15 protein-coding genes, 1 pseudogene and 1 riboswitch are annotated in these 15,384 nt (G+C 58.9%); of the genes and pseudogenes, 8 read left to right on the top strand and 8 right to left on the bottom strand.

Annotated elements, in window-relative coordinates; all coding sequences use genetic code 11:
- Positions 1-111: 111 nt before the first annotated feature.
- Positions 112-699, bottom strand: a complete 588-nt coding sequence (thiT, locus tag BN1189_RS01875) for an energy-coupled thiamine transporter ThiT (RefSeq protein ID WP_040224943.1) — start codon at positions 697-699, stop codon at positions 112-114.
- An 83-nt stretch (positions 700-782) separates the two neighbouring features.
- Positions 783-889: riboswitch (TPP riboswitch) on the bottom strand.
- A 172-nt stretch (positions 890-1,061) separates the two neighbouring features.
- Between thiT and BN1189_RS01870 the strand changes: the two genes are divergently transcribed.
- Together BN1189_RS01870 and map are read left to right on the top strand one after the other, a co-directional pair.
- The gene (locus BN1189_RS01870) at positions 1,062-1,403 is read left to right on the top strand and encodes a hypothetical protein (RefSeq protein ID WP_143242226.1); all 342 of its coding nucleotides are present in this window, start codon (positions 1,062-1,064) and stop codon (positions 1,401-1,403) included.
- Positions 1,404-1,471: 68 nt separating this feature from the next.
- The gene (gene map, locus BN1189_RS01865; RefSeq protein WP_040224941.1) at positions 1,472-2,224 is read left to right on the top strand and encodes a type I methionyl aminopeptidase; all 753 of its coding nucleotides are present in this window, start codon (positions 1,472-1,474) and stop codon (positions 2,222-2,224) included.
- Between the two features lie 67 nt (positions 2,225-2,291).
- On the opposite strand, the gene BN1189_RS01860 is transcribed toward map, so the two are convergent.
- Entirely contained in the window at positions 2,292-3,038 is a 747-nt protein-coding gene (locus BN1189_RS01860; RefSeq protein ID WP_052455570.1) for a hypothetical protein, read from the bottom strand.
- 166 nt (positions 3,039-3,204) lie between these two features.
- Between BN1189_RS01860 and BN1189_RS01855 the strand changes: the two genes are divergently transcribed.
- The 4 genes and pseudogenes from BN1189_RS01855 to BN1189_RS01840 all read left to right on the top strand — a co-directional run bounded on the left by BN1189_RS01855 (position 3,205) and on the right by BN1189_RS01840 (position 6,604).
- Complete coding sequence (locus BN1189_RS01855; RefSeq protein WP_040224939.1) at positions 3,205-5,007, top strand: M3 family oligoendopeptidase; 1,803 nt, start codon at positions 3,205-3,207, stop codon at positions 5,005-5,007.
- A 7-nt stretch (positions 5,008-5,014) separates the two neighbouring features.
- Positions 5,015-5,560 carry a GNAT family N-acetyltransferase gene (locus BN1189_RS01850; protein WP_040224937.1) on the top strand — a complete coding sequence of 182 codons (546 nt, stop codon included), beginning with the start codon at positions 5,015-5,017 and terminating at the stop codon, positions 5,558-5,560.
- 128 nt (positions 5,561-5,688) lie between these two features.
- Positions 5,689-6,051: pseudogene (locus BN1189_RS01845) on the top strand (M3 family oligoendopeptidase); the annotation flags it as partial.
- 7 nt (positions 6,052-6,058) lie between these two features.
- Positions 6,059-6,604, top strand: coding sequence for a GNAT family N-acetyltransferase (locus tag BN1189_RS01840; protein WP_040224937.1), 546 nt, complete (start codon positions 6,059-6,061; stop codon positions 6,602-6,604).
- Positions 6,605-7,167: 563 nt separating this feature from the next.
- Here BN1189_RS01840 and mreBH read toward each other — a convergent pair.
- The 5 genes from mreBH to BN1189_RS01815 form a co-directional block, all read right to left on the bottom strand.
- Positions 7,168-8,172: a rod-share determining protein MreBH gene (gene mreBH, locus BN1189_RS01830; protein ID WP_040224935.1), complete on the bottom strand. Its 1,005-nt coding sequence runs from the start codon at positions 8,170-8,172 to the stop codon at positions 7,168-7,170.
- Positions 8,173-8,408: 236 nt separating this feature from the next.
- The gene (locus BN1189_RS15935) at positions 8,409-8,555 is read right to left on the bottom strand and encodes a hypothetical protein (RefSeq protein WP_179860880.1); all 147 of its coding nucleotides are present in this window, start codon (positions 8,553-8,555) and stop codon (positions 8,409-8,411) included.
- Positions 8,556-8,702: 147 nt separating this feature from the next.
- Entirely contained in the window at positions 8,703-9,935 is a 1,233-nt protein-coding gene (locus BN1189_RS01825) for an aminopeptidase (RefSeq protein ID WP_040224957.1), read from the bottom strand.
- Positions 9,936-10,105: 170 nt separating this feature from the next.
- Positions 10,106-10,327 (bottom strand): DUF1128 domain-containing protein, encoded by a 222-nt coding sequence (locus BN1189_RS01820; RefSeq protein WP_040224934.1) that lies wholly within the window; start codon positions 10,325-10,327, stop codon positions 10,106-10,108.
- Between the two features lie 79 nt (positions 10,328-10,406).
- Positions 10,407-11,795, bottom strand: a complete 1,389-nt coding sequence (locus BN1189_RS01815; RefSeq protein WP_040224933.1) for an alanine/glycine:cation symporter family protein — start codon at positions 11,793-11,795, stop codon at positions 10,407-10,409.
- Positions 11,796-12,007: 212 nt separating this feature from the next.
- On the opposite strand from BN1189_RS01815, the gene BN1189_RS01810 reads away from it, so the two are divergent.
- A complete protein-coding gene (locus BN1189_RS01810) occupies positions 12,008-12,457 on the top strand; it encodes a hypothetical protein (protein WP_040224932.1) in 450 nt (149 codons plus the stop codon).
- 26 nt (positions 12,458-12,483) lie between these two features.
- A complete protein-coding gene (locus tag BN1189_RS01805) occupies positions 12,484-13,464 on the top strand; it encodes a YihY/virulence factor BrkB family protein (RefSeq protein ID WP_052455569.1) in 981 nt (326 codons plus the stop codon).
- A gap of 68 nt (positions 13,465-13,532) precedes the next feature.
- Here the strand turns inward: BN1189_RS01805 and BN1189_RS01800 are convergent, their stop codons facing one another.
- A complete protein-coding gene (locus BN1189_RS01800) occupies positions 13,533-15,374 on the bottom strand; it encodes a heavy metal translocating P-type ATPase (RefSeq protein WP_052455571.1) in 1,842 nt (613 codons plus the stop codon).
- Between the last annotated feature and the right edge of the window lie 10 nt (positions 15,375-15,384).

Below are 15,384 nucleotides of genomic sequence, written 5' to 3'. Positions count from 1 at the left end.
CCGCGAACCCGCCTCACGCGCCTTTGAAAATCCGAGGACAATCCCACATCAAAAAACCCGCCACGCGGGCGGGTGTCCAACTGAATGGAGTGGCGGGTTTAGACCGGCCGGTCAGCGGGCAGACTGGAGTCTGAGGTTCTCCCGCTTCAGCAGTCGCGGTGCGGTCGAGAACAGGAATCCGTTGACGGCGGCGGTCAGAATGATTGACGGGATCATATAGCCGGCGTTGTAGGCGATCGAGTACCACCAGACGTTTTCGCCGAGGTCGAGCGCCGTCGCTCCGAAGAAGACGACGCCCGACAGGACATGGGCGGCGTAGCGGAGGATGCCGCCGAGCACCGTGCCTCCGGCGATTGCCCAGATCATCGTCGTCTTCCGGCCCTTTTCCGCGGCCGAAACGACGAGCGGGCGGAAGAGCGCCGCGAAGCCGACGACCATGTAAGCGCCGAAGTAATCGAGGAAGCCCTGGACCGGATGGATAATATAGGCGCCGGCAAATGTCTGGAGCCCGCCGAGGATGAGTCCGGTAAGGAGCCCGCCGCCGAGGCCCCAGCGGAAGGCCATCAGGATGATCGGCACCATCGTCAGGCTAATGGAGCCGCCCTGGAACCAAAGTTTGATTGAGATCTGATCGAGGACGAGCCCGATGGCGGAGAAGATCGCCACCTCGATCAGGAACTGAAGTCTGTTGCGTTGCATGAAAAAATCCCCCCATGATGATAGTCGCAAGCAAGATGGGGACGACAAAAAAAGCGTCCGGGACAGAGCCGGACGCCTTAGGCATCGTTTTCCATCCACATCCCTGCGCAAGCATGATCTTACAGGTTCAAAGGGTCTGGACCGTTGCCATCCACTCTCAGCCGCGCCGGCGGCTCCCCTTGTGGTTCCACTATTCAGTATGGACGCTTCCAGTGTAGTACATAAGTCGGAATGATTCAACCCGCGCCTTTCGTCACAGTGCGCTTTCCGGCCCCGTATGATGAAAGGGGCGCGCTGCCCGTCCGGTGGCGAAAACCAGCCAGCCGGCGGCACTGCCCGGCGAAGGAAAGGAGGCAATCGCCTTGGACCACCCCCGCCTGCTCGGCGCGCTCAATTATTTCAGCGTCGCCTTCGCCCCGCTGCTGTTTCCGCTCGTCGTGTTTTTTGCATCGGGCGAGCCGGCCGTCCGGCGCCACGCGAAGCGGGCGTGCTTCATCCAGCTTATCCCGGCCGTGCCGTTCGCAGCTTTTCTTTTCATGACGTTCATGGCGGCGAATGCGTTCCGCAGTGCGCCGTTTACGGGGGAGGTGCCGTCGTTCGGGCATGCGGGGGCGCAGTTCGTGCTGGCGCTGCTGTTCGCGGGGGCACAGGCCGGTTCATTTCTGTGGTGTCTCGCCGCGGGGGTCCGGACGCTCCGGAGCTGACCTGTTTTTTACGGCGTGCCGTCTGTGGTATAGTGGAAGTGAATCCATAGAAGGAAGTGCTGAATACGATGATCGCAAAGACGACAGAGGAGTTTGAGTCTCTCCGGAAGATCGGCCGCATTGTGGCGGAGATCCGGGATGCGCTGAAGGATGCGACGAAGCCGGGCGTGACGACGAAGGAGCTGGACGAGATCGCCGGCCGCATGTTCGAGGAAGCGGGGGCGGTGTCCGGTCCGATGGGCGAGTACGATTTTCCCGGGTATACGTGCATCAGTGTGAACCATGTGGTCGCGCACGGCATTCCGGACAATGTGCCGCTGAAGGAAGGGGACATGGTGAACGTGGATGTGTCCGGTTCCTGGAACGGCTATTTCGCGGATACGGGCATTTCGTTCGTCATCGGCGGGCCGGATGAGCGCAAGCAGAAGCTGTGCGACGTGGCGAAGAGCGCGTTCGACCGGGCGATGACGAAGGTGAAGCCGGGCGGCCGGCTGAATGCGATCGGCAAGGCGGTCGAACGGGAAGCGCGGGACAACGGCCTCCATGTGATCAAGAACCTGACCGGCCACGGAGTCGGGCGTTCGCTCCATGAACCGCCCCAGCATGTGCTGAACTACTATGACCGGTGGGACACCGAAATCATGCGGGAGGGCATGGTGCTCGCCGTCGAGCCGTTCATCTCGGAGAAGGCGGAACATATCATCGAGGGCGGCGACGGATGGGCGTTCATCACGCCGGACAAGTCGCTTGTCGCTCAGATCGAGCATACGGTGATCGTCACGAAAGACGGCCCGGTCCTGATCACCGAGCTGGAGGACTGACCGGCCCTCCGCCATCAGACAAAACGAAACGGCCCGGGAATGGATCCCCGGGCCGTTTTTTCGTGCATTATTCATTTTTCGCCGTTTCGAGGCGGGGGCTTGTCTTTCTCATGTCGATGAATGTCCAGACGAGCGCGGTGCCGGCCAGGAACAGTGATGCGGCCGTGACGAACGGCTCATCGAGCAAATTATGGAATGCGACCATCGCGGCCATCCAGGAGAAGACGAGTGCAAACGTCCGGTCCCTGTAATGATGGAGAAAATGAAGGGCGACCGCCGCGGCGAATGTGTTCGTCAGGATTGCCCAGAGCGGGTCGCTCAGGCCGAAGCCGCTCCAATCATAGAATTCCAGTGTGTAATGAATGACAACCAGCAGGCAGAACAGGCTCCATGAAAGCAGGGCGGACACCGGAATCCGGCCGCCGAGTATGTTTTTACGTCGGGGATAACTGAAATAAAGGACCGCCAGCAGGATGACCTGCAAGGAGCCCGAAGCGATGGCGGGGAGGAGGGCTTCCTCCTGCCAGGCGAGTATATTCGCGATTTGCGACAAGCAGATGCCGATGAACAATCCGGCCCGCTTGTTTTGTACCCCGATGCCGGCGCCGTCTCGGCCGAAGCGGACCACCCAGTATGCAAGAAGCGGATAGATGGCCAGCAGGATGACCGTGGCGAAAGTGGCCGGCATAAAAATGACCGGGAGGCGTCCGGCGATCTCATCCGCCGGATGGCCACCCGGGGGCATGAGGAAGGCCGCCGCCTGGAATCCGGCCGCCGCGAGCAGCGCGATTCCCATGATCGATTGACGGACCAATCGTCTTCACCTCCTACTTAACATAGTATACATGCGTTAGGCAGCCCGTACGCTGGAAAGTGTGACACTTTATTGCCAGTTGGAACGTTTCGCCATGCGAATAACCGTGATATAATGAAGGGGATTCATTTTTATGAAAATTGGCAAACGGGCAGGGGGAATTTTGATGACAACCAAGACATATCCGGTCACTTGGGACCTGGACACATTCTTCGAAGGCGGCAGTTCTTCTGATGAACTGAGGCGGCATCTGGACGAAGCGGCAGGCCTCGTCCAGGACTACTCCGCACAAACCGCAGGCTTCCGGACACCGGAATCAAAAACGGATGCCGCACAGGTGGCCGAACTGATCGACAAGACAAAAGAGACGTCGAACCATCTCCGCGAAGCGGGAGCGGTCATCGGCTGCTTCCTGGCACAGGATACGACCGATAAGCAGGCACTCCTCCTCCAAGGGGAATCGTCGGCGCTCGGCGCGAAATTCCAGACGGCATTCATGTCGTTCCAGCAGAAGCTCGCCAAGACGGAGGAGACGGTATGGAACGAACTCCTGTCAGATGACCGGCTGAAAGACTTCGCGTTCATCCTCGGCGAATGGCGCGAAAAGTCCGCGGCCCGTCTTTCGGAAGCGGAAGAGGCGCTCATCACGGCGCTGTCCGTCGACGGCTATCACGGCTGGGGGGAGCTGTACGACCTGCTCGTCGGAGAGATCGAGGTGACGGTCACGGTTGACGGGGAAGAGCGCAAGCTGTCAGTCGGCCAGGCGAACAACCTTTCTTCCCACCCGGATGCGGACGTACGGCGGGAGTCGTTCGAGAAGCTCGAGGCCGCCTGGGCGGAGAAGGAAGAATTCTTCGCGAAGACGCTCAATTCAATCGCCGGTTTCCGCCTGCAGGTGTATGAGAAGCGGGGATGGGACAATGTGCTCCGCGAGCCGCTGGAATACAACCGGATGAAGCAGGAAACGCTCGACGCGATGTGGGGCGCCATTTCCGCGAATAAAGAGCCGTTTGCCCGCTATCTGGACCGGAAGGCGCGGCTTCTCGGCAAAGAGAAGCTCGACTGGCAGGACGTCGATGCGCCGGTCACGGAATCGGTGAAGACGATCGATTACCAGGAAGGCGCCGAGTTCATCCTCGACCATTTCGGGAAATTCGGTCCCGAGCTCGAGTCGTTCTCGCGCATGGCGTTTGAGAACGGCTGGATCGAGGCGGAAGACCGGCCGAACAAGCGGCCGGGCGGCTTCTGCACCGGCATGCCGCAATCGGAGGAATCCCGGATCTTCATGACGTACAGCGGTTCGATGTCGAACGTGGCGACACTCGCCCACGAGCTCGGCCACGCGTTCCACTCGTATGCACTGCGTCCGGTCCACCCGCTGAACCGCATGTACGCGATGAACGTCGCCGAGACGGCCTCGACATTCGCGGAAATGATCGTGGCGGACGCGGCGGTCAAGGAAGCGCAAACGGACGAAGAGAAGCTCGCCCTTCTGGAAGATAAAATCCAGCGGAGCGTCGCGTTCTTCATGAATATCCACGCCCGGTTCCTGTTCGAGACGCGCTTCTACGAGGAGCGGAAGAAAGGCATCGTCTCGTCCGACCGGCTGAACGAGCTCATGGAAGAAGCGCAGCGCGAGGCATTTGCCGGGGCGCTCGGGGAAACCCATCCGCATTTCTGGGCATCGAAGCTCCATTTCTATATTACGGGCGTTCCGTTCTACAACTTCCCGTACACATTCGGCTACCTGTTCTCCCTGAGCATTTATGCGAAGGCGCTGGAGGAAGGCGAAGCATTCGAAGAAAAGTACATGGCCCTTCTCCGCGACACGGCCGTCATGCCGGTCGAGGAACTGGCCGAAAAGCACCTGGGCGAAGACATCACGAAGCAGGAATTCTGGGAAAAGGGCGTCCGCCTCTGCATCCGGGACGTCGAAGAATTCCTTGCGCTGACCGACCAAGAAGGGTGACCGCGGCGTGATCACCTTGAAAGGCGAGACCGTCGTGCTGCGGGTCCTCACAGAGGACGATGCCCTGGCCATGACGAATCTCACATCGCGAAACAAATCCTACTGGTCCGTCTACGAACCGCGGCATGACAGCTCCTACTACACGGTGGCCGTCCAGCGCGAGAAGATCCGGGAGTCGCTCCAGCAACTGCGGGAAAAGCGGGAGTACAGCTTCGGCATTTTCCGCGCGGACAACAACCGGCTCATCGGCCACATTTCCCTTTACGGGATCAAGCGGCTGCCGTTCCTGAGCGGATTCGTCGGCTACTCGATCGACCAGGCGGAAACGGGGAAGGGGATCGCCACCGAAGCCGTCCGGCTCATCCTGGAGTTCGGATTCGAGCGGGCGGGTCTCCACCGGATCGAAGCGTATGTCTCCCCGGACAACGTCGGATCCGTCCGTGTCCTAGAAAAGGCCGGTCTCCGGCAGGAAGGGCTGCTCCGGCAGCTGCTGTTCATCAACGGCGTCTGGGAGGACCACTACTTGTACGCCATCCTCGAGGACGACCATTGAAAGGGTAAGGCCGCCCTGCGGAGACATCTGTCCAAACTGAGAAACCTGTTCCGGAGCTGAATCCGGGATAGGTTTCTTTGGGTAGTGGAATGTCGGGGGCGGGAGGTCCGGGAGCTGCGGGATATCCNCTGAACGAGCTCATGGAAGAAGCGCAGCGCGAGGCATTTGCCGGGGCGCTCGGGGAAACCCATCCGCATTTCTGGGCATCGAAGCTCCATTTCTATATTACGGGCGTTCCGTTCTACAACTTCCCGTACACATTCGGCTACCTGTTCTCCCTGAGCATTTATGCGAAGGCGCTGGAGGAAGGCGAAGCATTCGAAGAAAAGTACATGGCCCTTCTCCGCGACACGGCCGTCATGCCGGTCGAGGAACTGGCCGAAAAGCACCTGGGCGAAGACATCACGAAGCAGGAATTCTGGGAAAAGGGCGTCCGCCTCTGCATCCGGGACGTCGAAGAATTCCTTGCGCTGACCGACCAAGAAGGGTGACCGCGGCGTGATCACCTTGAAAGGCGAGACCGTCGTGCTGCGGGTCCTCACAGAGGACGATGCCCTGGCCATGACGAATCTCACATCGCGAAACAAATCCTACTGGTCCGTCTACGAACCGCGGCATGACAGCTCCTACTACACGGTGGCCGTCCAGCGCGAGAAGATCCGGGAGTCGCTCCAGCAACTGCGGGAAAAGCGGGAGTACAGCTTCGGCATTTTCCGCGCGGACAACAACCGGCTCATCGGCCACATTTCCCTTTACGGGATCAAGCGGCTGCCGTTCCTGAGCGGATTCGTCGGCTACTCGATCGACCAGGCGGAAACGGGGAAGGGGATCGCCACCGAAGCCGTCCGGCTCATCCTGGAGTTCGGATTCGAGCGGGCGGGTCTCCACCGGATCGAAGCGTATGTCTCCCCGGACAACGTCGGATCCGTCCGTGTCCTAGAAAAGGCCGGTCTCCGGCAGGAAGGGCTGCTCCGGCAGCTGCTGTTCATCAACGGCGTCTGGGAGGACCACTACTTGTACGCCATCCTCGAGGACGACCATTGAAAGGGTAAGGCCGCCCTGCGGAGACATCTGTCCAAACTGAGAAACCTGTTCCGGAGCTGAATCCGGGATAGGTTTCTTTGGGTAGTGGAATGTCGGGGGCGGGAGGTCCGGGAGCTGCGGGATATCCGTGGGGGCCGGCGGGCGGCCGCGAAACGGGCCGAAGCGGGCGCGAAAATCCGGCGGGACGGAAAGCAGCCGCGAAAATTGGTGAAGCGGCCGCGAAACCGGCCAAAGCGGGCGCGAAAATCCGGCGGGACGGAAAGCGGACGCGAAAAGTGGTGAAGCGGCCGCGAAACCGGCCAAAGCGGGCGCGAAAATCCGGCGGGACGGAAAGCGGCCGCGAAAAGTGGTGAAGCGGCCGCGAAACCGGCTAAAGCGGCCGCGAAAATCCGAGGGAGCGGAAAGCGGCCGCGAAAAGTGGTCAAGCAGCCGCGAAACCGGTCAAAGCGGGCGCGAAAATCAGGCGGGACGGCTCAGCGGGCGCAAGTCACCGCCGGCCGCCGAACATCCCTCAAAAGAAAAACCCGATCCGCCCAAACAGGGCAGATCGGGTTACCCTTCATTCAAAGGGCCGCTTTCTTCAATGTCATGATCGTGCCGAGCGCTTTCCCGGTGCCGACCGCGACAGCCTCCATCGGTTCAGGGGCGGTATGAACGGGGACGGAAATAACCTGGGACAGCCATTCCTGCATGCCGTTCAGCAAAGATCCGCCGCCCGTCAGAACAATCCCCTGATCGACGATGTCGCCGGAGAGTTCGGCCGGGCAGAGTTCGAGCGTTGTGCGGATCGCTTCGAGGATGGTCTCCATTCCTTCTTTCAGGCATTGCTGGATGTCACGGGAGTGGAGCGTAATCGTTTTCGGAAGCCCGGTCACGACGTCCCGGCCGCGAACATCCATCGTCTTTGCTTCATGGGCCACGGGCGCAAAGCCGATCTCTTTCTTGATCGCTTCGGCGGTCTGTTCGCCGATGAGGACGTTGTGGCGCTTGCGGACGTGCTGGATGATTTCCTCATCCATGTTGTCGCCGGCAAACTTCACGCTGTTGGAGGAGACGACGCCGCCGAAGGAGATGATGGCGACTTCGGTCGTGCCGCCGCCGATGTCGACGATGACGTTCGCGATCGGTTCGCCGACCGGCAGATCTGCGCCGATTGCGGCTGCGACCGGCTCCTCGATGAGATGCACTTCCTTTGCCCCGAATGACTTGATCGCATCCACGATGGCGCGTTGCTCGACGGAAGTCGAACCGCACGGGACGGCTGCGACGACCCGGGGTTTGCGGAGCGGCTGCCCGAGTTTCTTGGTCGCTTTGGCCATTGCCGATTTGAGCATCTCCGCTGTCATGTCATAGTCGGCGATCACCCCGTCCTGCAGCGGGCGGATGGCCCGGATGTCTCCGGGCGTCTTGCCGATCATGACTTTCGCTTCATTGCCTACCGCGATCACTCTTCCTTTCCGGTCGACGGCGACGACGGCGGGTTCGTTGAAGACGATCTGTTTGGCTTTCGTGTAGATGAGAAGATTGGCTGTGCCGAGATCGATACCGATATCAGTTGAGTTCCACATAATGAAAAGCCTCCTGGTGACAGACTATCTGCTTTCCATAGTATAGAGGATGACCCGCCTGCCGCAAAATGGAGGATCTTGGATTGTGACAGCGGAAGAAGGACAAACGGCCCGCAATTACCTGGCGGGAGGAATGAAAACATGCCGGAAGTCCCGGTTTGTTACAAGTTTTTCATCATCCTGAAACGAGTTTGTAAGCAAAATAAAATCAAAAAAGCTGCCGGAAAACCGGCAGCTCAGCGGTCGTAGTCATGGTCGGGTTTTGGATCGATCGTCGAGGAATCTTCCGCAACCATTCCTTGTTTCAGGAAGTGCATGATGAAGAGACCGACTAACAGAAGCATGATCGCATAGCCGATCACGGTCGTATACATAAGCCACATGTTGGAACACTCCTCTCTAAATGATGCTCATTGCGGTGTCTGTAGTCCATTATACTACAAATCCCGCCCCAATTTAAGAGGGGGTTGATGGAACCACACGGAATTGTGACAAATTTGTACACAGCCGCCGAAGGGTAGAAAACCGGATCAGAAAGCCCACTCGCCGCCGCGGAAGATCGGTTCGCGTGTTCCGTCTTCGAGGATGCCGTCGATGTCCATCTGGCCGGAGCCGATCATGAAGTCGACATGCGTGATGCTTTGATTGAGACCATGCGCTTCAAGCTGCTCCCGGTCCATTTCCTTGCCGCCTTCCAGGCAGAAGGCATAGGCGCTGCCGATCGCAAGGTGGTTCGATGCATTCTCGTCAAACAGCGTGTTGAAGAAGAGGATGCCGGACGTCGAGATCGGGGAGGAGTGGGGGACGAGTGCCACTTCGCCGAGCGACTTCGCCCCTTCGTCGGCTTCGATCAGATGTTTCAATACATCCTCGCCCTGTTCGGCTTCGACGTCGGTGATGCGGCCGTCTTTGAAGGTGATCTTGAACCGGTCGATGATGTTGCCGCTGTAACTGAGCGGCTTCGTGCTGGAGACGAACCCGTCGATCCGCTCGCGGTGGGGAACGGTGAACACTTCTTCCGTCGGCATGTTGGCCATGAATTCATGGCCCCGGGCGTTGACGCTGCCCGCGCCTGCCCACAGATGGCCTTCCGGAAGGCCGATCGTCAAGTCCGTTCCCGGGGCGGTGTAATGAAGCTTCGCATACTTGCGCCCGTTCAGGTGCTCGACTTTTTCATGGAGTGTTTCATCATGCCGTTTCCAGGCCGCGACCGGATCTTCCGCATCGACGCGGACCGCCTTGAAGATGGCATCCCACAGTGCGGCCACCTGATCGGCCTCCGGCAAGTCCGGGAATACTTTGGCCGCCCATGCTTCGGAAGGCGCTGCGATGACTGTCCAGCTCACCTTGTCGGATTGCACGGCCTGGCGGTATTTCTCGAGCGCCTGCCCGGCCGCCTTCTGGAAAGTCGCAATCCGGTTCGGATCCGCATCTTTCAGGAGGTCGGGGCTCTGCGAGACGATATTCATGAATGCCGCATTTTTTTCGATCAGTTCCTCGCGCATTGCGGGGATCCAGTTGGGGAATTCGGAGAACGAATCCTCCGGCGCCAGTTCATAGCGGAGGCGCGAGACTTCATCATCGGCCCAGTCAACGAGGACGTGGCTCGCCCCGGCCTCGTATGCTTTTTTTACGACGAGCCGGACAAATTCCGCCGTGTCGATGGATGCACCGATGTAAAGCGGCTGGCCGGGCTGGATGTTCACGCCGACCCGTACTGCCAATTCAGCATATTTTTCAAGATTCTCCTTAAAGTTGGCCATCATTCAAAACCCCTTTCCGTTCTATGAATAGTCTACCAATTCGAAGCGCAATCCGGCAATCCGGGACCCTGCCGGTGACGCTCTTTTTTCGACGGAAATTCAAAAAAACCGGACCGGCCGGGAGAGCCTGTGAGGCGCCCCGGCCGGTCCGGCCGATTGCAAGTGCGGTTTCAGTTTCTAAGGTTGCCGAGTTCTGCGGCGATTGCCTGCATTTCATTGGGACTGAAGTTCTCGCGTTTCATGACCATGTCATACAGGTAGCGCAGTTCCTCGTAGTCCGATTCATTGAAGTGCTCGGGTTTCATGGCATCCACATTGACCATGCGCAGCTTTTCCTTGATGGCGTTGATCATGTATTCCACGTTTTCTGCAGATGGATTGGAGAGGTCCATATCGGTTTCACGCCTTTCGTCTGACTCGCCCCATTCTTGCACTAAACCGCCGGGGTGTCAAACCGATCCGTTCTCCGGGTTATTCGGCCGGGCCGGCTGCCGGGGCGGTGCCGTTTCGCGCCGCTTCCTTCTCTTCTTCGATTTTTACCCGGAACCGCTTCGTCTCCGCGACGATGACGCCGGAGAGGCCGAGCAGGCCGATGAGGTTCGGAATGGCCATGAGGCCGTTCATCACGTCGGAGAATGCCCAGACGACGTCGAGCGTCGCCGTCGCGCCGAAATAGATGACGACTACGAAGAACAGGCGGTAGTAAATGAGGAGCCTCGGGTTTTTCGGGAAAAGGTACTGGAAGCATTTCTCTCCGTAATAGGCCCAGCCGAAGATCGTCGAAGCGGCGAAGAAGATGATGCCGATCCCGACGATGTACTGGCCGGCATCTCCGAAGAATGTGCCGAATGCCGCAGCGGTCATCGTGCCGGTCGAGACTCCTTCATCCTGCCAGACGCCCGACATGACGATCGTCACTGCGGTGATCGAGCAGATGATGAGCGTATCGAACAGCACTTGGGTCATTGAAACGAGCGCCTGGCGTCCAGGCATATCCGTGCGGGCAGCCGCCGCCGCAATCGGCGCGGAGCCGAGACCGGCCTCGTTCGAGAACAGCCCCCGGGCAATCCCGAACCGGATGACGGCGCCGATCGCACCGCCTGTGACCGATTCGATGCCGAACGCATGGCTGAAGATCGTCGCGAATGCATCCGGCACGAGGCTGAAGTTCGTAATCATCACGATCGCGCCCGCGATGAAGTAGAAGAGGGCCATGATCGGAACGAAGAATGCCGTGACGCGCCCGATCGACTTGATGCCCCCGAGGATGACGAGCGCCGCCACGGCCATGAGGACGAGGCCGGTCACCCAGTAAGGGACGTTGAACGTCATTTTCACTGCATCTGCAACGGCTTTGGACTGGGTCCCGTTTCCGATGCCGAATGCGGCAAATGTGCCGAACAGGGCGAACAGGACGCCGAGCCAGCGTGCTTTCAGGCCGTGTTCCAGATAATACATCGGACCGCCGGCCATCTGTCCGTTGGCGTCGGTCGTCCGGTATTTGACGGCGAGGATCGCTTCGCCGTACTTGGTCGCCATGCCGAAGAACCCGGCGAGCCACATCCAGAAGACGGCACCCGGGCCGCCGAGCGAGATGGCGGTTGCAACCCCGACGATGTTCCCGACGCCGACGGTTGCGGCCATCGCGGTCATCAGGGCCTGAAACTGCGAAATGTCCCCTGCGGCCCGCTTGTCATGCTTTCTTGAAAACACCTGTTTCAGTGAGTAGGGCAGGAGCCGGAGCTGGATGAATGCGAGACGGAAAGTCAGGAAAATACCGGTTCCGACGAGCAGGATGAGCAGGGGAGGACCCCAGATGAAGCCGCTGAGCTTGTCCAAAATGTTCGAGAGCGCGTCCAAATACGTTTCCCCCTTTTCTATGCGTTCAATTTTTTTTGGCAAGAGGCTCTGTTCTATATCACACCCCTTACCAGTTAATATTCCGAAAAGTCAGCCGGTTAGTCAAGACCTTTTTAAAATCGGCCGGTTGGTCCCCTTGTTTGTGTCCTATGGGCCGAGGGTATAATGGACATAGAAATCAAAGCAGAAAAATGACAGATGGAGGGATTCGAATGGCCGGAAGTAAATTTGGGAAAATGGTGGCAATCGGGGCGCTGGCAGGAGCGGTGATCAGCATGTTTGACAAGGGCACCCGCGCATCCATGGCAAGTTCGGCAAAGAAGCTTGGCGCTGATGTGAAGTACTACGCAAAAAACCCTGATATCCTCAAGTGGAAAATCCAGGACCAGACCGACAAGTACAAGGCGCTCTACAGCCAATTCAGCTCGGACAAAGAATACTTGACCGACAAGGCCGCGGAACTCAAAGAACTGACCCCGACCGTGAAAGGGCTCGTGGATGACACGAAATCCGCATTCACCGAGTCGAAGGACATGCTCGTCCAGGCAAAGGATGAATACAAGGACATCGCAACGAAGCCGCCGCAGGGTACGGATGAAACCTTCGTTCCGGAAAAGGCCTATGAAGACGGATCGGTCGACGGAGACGCTGCAAAAAACTGAACGCACGGAAAGGGGGAGGGACAGACATGGCGACAGACCGCAAAACGCGGGAGCATGAAGGGAAGAAGGATGCAGACAAGGACGACGGCCTGAAAGAAAAGGTGAAAGGATTCGTCGGCGACATAAAAGACGGGGACCGCGACCGCTTTGACGTGACGACCGGCCAGGGCTTCTTCAAGGAGCTTCTCACCCGCATCAAGATCGTGGATGTGACCGGGCTCGGTTCTCAGCTTGCCTATTTCTTCCTTCTGTCGCTCTTCCCGCTCCTCATCTTCCTGCTGACTCTGCTCCCGTACTTGAATATCGACCAGTCCGCGATGTTCGACTTTCTAAAAGAATATGCGCCTGAAAACGTATATAGCATCATCGATGGAACGGTCGGGGAAGTATTGAATCAACGCAGAGGGGGACTCCTCTCCGTCGGGATCATCGGGACGATCTGGTCCGCGTCGGGAGGCGTGAACCGGCTGACCAAAGCGTTGAACCAATCGTACTTAACAACGGAAAAGCGTTCATTCCTCGTGACGAGGGGCCTGTCGATCGTCTTCACGCTCGCACTGATCGCCGTTGTGGCCGTCGCGCTGGCGCTGCCGGTGTTCGGTCAGCAGATCGGCCAGACGATCTTCTCCTACTTCGGCTTGGAGCAAGGGTTCCTGACTCTGTGGAACAGCATCCGGTGGATCATTCCGCCGATTCTGATCTTCACCGTCTTCACGCTCATCTACTGGCTCGTTCCGAACGCAAAAGTGAAGTTCAAGGACGCCATTCCGGGCGGGATCTTCTCAACGGTCGGATGGATCCTGACTTCACTCGGATTCTCATTCTATGTCGGGAACTTCGGCAACTATTCAAACACGTATGGAAGCATCGGCGGCATCATCGTCCTCATGATCTGGATGTACCTTTCCGCGATGATCCTCATCATCGGCGGCCAGGTCAATGCAGTGATGCAGGACCGGCGCGAAGAAAAGGAAGCGAAAGAAAAAAGCGGTGCAATCGGGGCATGACCCCGGTGCATCGCTTTTCCCTGCAACAGACCGTCATGATCCGGTCGGGATCATGGCGGTCTTTTCGTTTATCGGTCCTTCAGCAGCCTCAGCCCGTTCAAAATCACGAGGATCGTGCTTCCCTCGTGGCCGATGACTCCGAGCGGGAGGCTGATGGCCTGCAGGAAGTTGGACAGGATGAGCACGCTGATGACGGCGACGGAAAGGATGATGTTCTGCCTGACGATCCGGTTCATCCTGCCGGACAGCCGGAAGGCGTACGGAATCCGGAGCAGGTCGTTCCTCATGAGCACGACATCCGCCGTTTCCAGGGCGACGCCGGTTCCGTCGCCCATCGCAATGCCTGTGGAAGCGGTGGCAAGCGCGGGGGCGTCGTTGATGCCGTCCCCGATCATGCCGACCGGCCCGTACTCTTTCTCGAGCTCCTTCAGCCGCGCCACTTTTGTTTCAGGCAGGCATTCGGCCTTGAATTCGTCGACGCCGGCTTCGCGGGCGATGGCGCGTGCGGTCTGTTCGTTGTCTCCCGTCAGCATGACGGTCCGCATGCCGAGTGTCTTGAGGTTTCTGATCGCCTCGGCGGCTTCCGGGCGGAGCGTGTCTTTCATTGCGGCCAGCGCCAGGATGCCCGTTTCGTCACGCATGAAGATGACCGTTTTCCCTTCGTTGCTGAGCTGTCCGAGCGCCCCGTCCGCAAAGGCATGGGCCTCTTCCTTCCCGACAAAGCCCGGCTTGCCGACTTTGAACTTACGGCCCTGCCATTCCGCCTCAAGCCCCGAACCCGGGATATCACGGATCTCCACCCCTTCCGCCGAACCGGCATCCTGGCCGGCGGCATACGCCTGGATGGCCAGCGCGAGCGGATGGGTTGAAAGCGATTCAACCGAGCCGAGCAGGGCGAGGGTCTCCTTCCGGTCAAGGCCTTCCCGTACGATGAAATCAGTGACGACGGGCTTGCCGAGAGTGAGCGTCCCCGTTTTGTCGAACACCATCACCTTCATCGATGAGATGTTCTCCAAGTGGCTGCCGCCCTTGAAAAGCACGCCTTTTTTCGCGCCGTTCGAAATCGCCGAGAGGGTCGCGGGCATGATCGAGGCGACGAGCGCGCAGGGCGAGGCGACGACGAGCAGCACCATCGCCCGGTAGATCGTGGTCGTCCAGTCCCAGCCGACAAGATAGTGGGGCAGGAACATCATAAGGGCGACCACGGCCAGGACGATTTTCACGTAGGAACCCTCGAACCGCTCGATGAACTGCTGCGAAGGAGATTTTTCGCTTTGCGCCGTCTGGACGAGTTCGATGATTTTCTGGAACAGCGTATCGGTGCTCGGCTTTGCGACTTCCGCCGTCAGGGCGCCGCTCATATTGATAGTGCCGGCAAACAGCTCATCGCCCGGCGCTTTTTCGAGCGGCAGCGATTCGCCGCTGATGGCGGACTCGTCAACGGAGCCGTTCCCGCTGAGGATCACGCCGTCGATCGGAATCCGTTCACCGGGCTTGATGAGCACCCGGTCGCCGACTGACAGTTCCTCGACGCCGACCGTGGTGGCCGAACCGTCGGTGGCGAGCCGAACCGCCGTTTCTGGCTTGAGGTCCATCAAAGAGGAGATCTCTTTGCTGCTTTTTTCGGTCGTGTACGATTCGAGCGCACCGCTGACCGCGAAGATGAAGATGAGGACGGCGCCTTCCGTCCAGTATCCGATCGCCGCAGAGCCGATCGCCGCAAGGATCATGAGGATTTCCACGTTCAGTTGCCGGTCCTCGATCGTCTCTGTGATGCCTTCCTTCGCTTTTGCATACCCGCCGATGACAAAAGCGGAAATAAACAGGATGGCGGAGACGGTCGGGTAATCAGATCTGCCAAGGAACCAGGCGGTGACAATCAGGACACCCGACAAAAGGGCGGCGATCATTTCTGCATTC

The organism is Bhargavaea cecembensis (assembly GCF_000826125.2).
GTDB classification, from domain to species: domain Bacteria; phylum Bacillota; class Bacilli; order Bacillales_A; family Planococcaceae; genus Bhargavaea; species Bhargavaea cecembensis_B.
This window is presented reverse-complemented; position numbering and strand designations above follow the sequence as displayed.

Coding starts and splice junctions, on each gene's coding strand:
- thiT (WP_040224943.1), bottom strand. CDS start 699: ATGCAACGCAACAGACTTCAGTTCCTGATCGAGGTGGCGATCTTCTCC.
- map (WP_040224941.1), top strand. CDS start 1,472: ATGATCGCAAAGACGACAGAGGAGTTTGAGTCTCTCCGGAAGATCGGC.
- BN1189_RS01855 (WP_040224939.1), top strand. CDS start 3,205: ATGACAACCAAGACATATCCGGTCACTTGGGACCTGGACACATTCTTC.
- mreBH (WP_040224935.1), bottom strand. CDS start 8,172: ATGTGGAACTCAACTGATATCGGTATCGATCTCGGCACAGCCAATCTT.
- BN1189_RS15935 (WP_179860880.1), bottom strand. CDS start 8,555: ATGTGGCTTATGTATACGACCGTGATCGGCTATGCGATCATGCTTCTG.
- BN1189_RS01825 (WP_040224957.1), bottom strand. CDS start 9,935: ATGGCCAACTTTAAGGAGAATCTTGAAAAATATGCTGAATTGGCAGTA.
- BN1189_RS01820 (WP_040224934.1), bottom strand. CDS start 10,327: ATGGACCTCTCCAATCCATCTGCAGAAAACGTGGAATACATGATCAAC.
- BN1189_RS01810 (WP_040224932.1), top strand. CDS start 12,008: ATGGCCGGAAGTAAATTTGGGAAAATGGTGGCAATCGGGGCGCTGGCA.
- BN1189_RS01805 (WP_052455569.1), top strand. CDS start 12,484: ATGGCGACAGACCGCAAAACGCGGGAGCATGAAGGGAAGAAGGATGCA.
- BN1189_RS01800 (WP_052455571.1), bottom strand. CDS start 15,374: ATGATCGCCGCCCTTTTGTCGGGTGTCCTGATTGTCACCGCCTGGTTC.